This window comes from Streptomyces shenzhenensis (assembly GCF_021462265.1).
GTDB classification, from domain to species: Bacteria; Actinomycetota; Actinomycetes; order Streptomycetales; family Streptomycetaceae; genus Streptomyces; species Streptomyces shenzhenensis.
The window spans coordinates 1-1,921 of sequence record NZ_JAJONF010000134.1 but is presented as its reverse complement, the minus strand read 5'-3'; the positions used below and the strand labels follow the sequence as shown (position 1 = coordinate 1,921).

The window sequence follows — 1,921 nt, the reverse complement described above, 5'->3', positions numbered from 1 at the left end:
CAGCTTGTTCTTTCCCTTCCGGCCTCGAACGACGCCTCGAACTGGGTCGCCCACCTGGGGATTTACCGGACATGAGGGCGGCCTTCGACTGATCCCGTGCTCCGGCCAAAGCGCACGTGACCAAGACGAATGCCGTGAGGGTGAGGCTGCTGCCTGATGCCGTGCGGAGGGAGGCGTTCGCGGAAACGTCACGCTTCAGGGGCGAGTTCTACGAGTGTCTGACCGCTCGGCGCGATGAGCTGTCCGAGCTGGTGGACGCGGTGCTGTGCGCGGAGGGGGCGGTGAGGTCCCCGGTGGATCTGACGCTGCTGCCCGAGCATCGTCGCGGGCACGGAGCGATGTACGGCGACCTGAACCACGGCCGGATCAACATCGGCCGGCTGCGCACCCTGCCGGCCGGGCTGTCGCTGCCGCGTATCGACGGCGGGCGCCTGGTCCTGGCGGTCGACGTGTCGCCGTGGCTGCGTTCGGACGCGCCGTGCTCGGCGGACCGGCTGTTCTGCCACGTTCATGGTCGCGCGAAGACGGCGTCGCAGTTCATCCCGGGCCAGCCCTACTCCTCTGTGGCCGTGCTGGAGCCGGGCGCCACTTCGTGGACCGCGGTCCTGGACACGGTGCGGCTCGGCCCGGCCAACGACGCGACCGCGATCACCGCCGCCCAGCTGCGGGGTGTCGTCGAGCGGCTCATCACCGAGGGCCGGTGGCAGACCGGGAACCCGGACATCGTGATCGTCAGCGACGCAGGCTACGACGTGACCCGACTGGCCCGGGTCCCGCACGACCTGCCGGCCGAGTTGGCCGGCAGGGTCCGCTCCGATCGCGTCATGCGTCTGCCGAAACCACCCGGGACGCACGGCGTCAACGGCCGGCCTCCCCCGCACGGCCCGGAATTCCGCTCCGCCGAACCAGAGACCTGGCCCGAGCCCACGATCACCACGGCCACCGACACCACCAACTACGGCAAGGCCGAGACCCAGGCGTGGGACCGGGTCCACCCCCGGCTCACCCACCGCTCGTCCCGGCTCGACCACGATGATGAACTTTTCTTGGCCGAGGGCACGTTGATGCGGTCGAAGGTCGAGCATCTATCGAAGAACCGGGATGCTCCGCCGGTGTGGTTGTGATCCTCCAAGACCGGCGCCACCCTGGACGACGTGGACCGTTGCCGGCAGGCATTTTGCTGCCCGACGCCGAGACTTCTAGCCTGCGCCGCGTGATGACAGCTGATGACGTGTTGTTCGTCCTGACCTTGCTGCAGCGAGCCGAGGCCGACGTCTGGGTCGATGCGGGATGGGGAACCGACGCTCTGATCGGCGAGCAGACCCGAGACCATCGCGACCTGGGCCTGATGCACCGGCAAGACCAGGAAGGCGTCGTGCTGGCGGCTCTCTCCGCGGCAGGTTTCGTGGAGAGCCTGAACTGGAGGCTTATCCGATTCGTCGTGACGGCCCCGGACGGACGGGAGATCGACCTTCATCCGCTGGTCTTCAGCGATGACGGCTCAGCAGTGCAGGCGTCACTCGAACCGCAACGTCCCTTCTGCCTATCCCTCCTCCTGCCTCGTGACGGGAATCATCCAGCGGACGTCTGTCCCATGCTTGTCCGCCGAGCAGCAGGTCTACTTCCACCAGGGATACGAACCAACGGAACGAGATCGGCACGATATGGCAGAACTTCACCGCACCTTCGGGATCGCCACGCACTTTTGATCCGCTTCCAAGCGGTGTCAAAAATCACCGACATGCTCGCGTTCACGAAGCACGAACTGATGTCAGAACTCATCGGCATGCGCTGCTGCTTGTCATCAACATAGCCACGGCTGAGAACTCTCCAAACTGAGACAACTTCAGCTGCGCTGCGATAAAGCCCCACGACAGCGTTCCCACCCCTCAATCTCTCACCTCACGACAGCGGCCCACCC

2 pseudogenes are annotated in these 1,921 nt (G+C 66.1%); both read left to right on the top strand.

The window, feature by feature from the left end:
* Nucleotides 1-140: 140 nt before the first annotated feature.
* Nucleotides 141-1,121 (top strand): annotated as a pseudogene (locus LQ326_RS47035) (transposase); the annotation flags it as partial.
* Nucleotides 1,122-1,216: 95 nt separating this feature from the next.
* Nucleotides 1,217-1,709, top strand: a pseudogene (locus LQ326_RS47030) (nucleotidyltransferase domain-containing protein).
* Nucleotides 1,710-1,921: the final 212 nt, after the last annotated feature.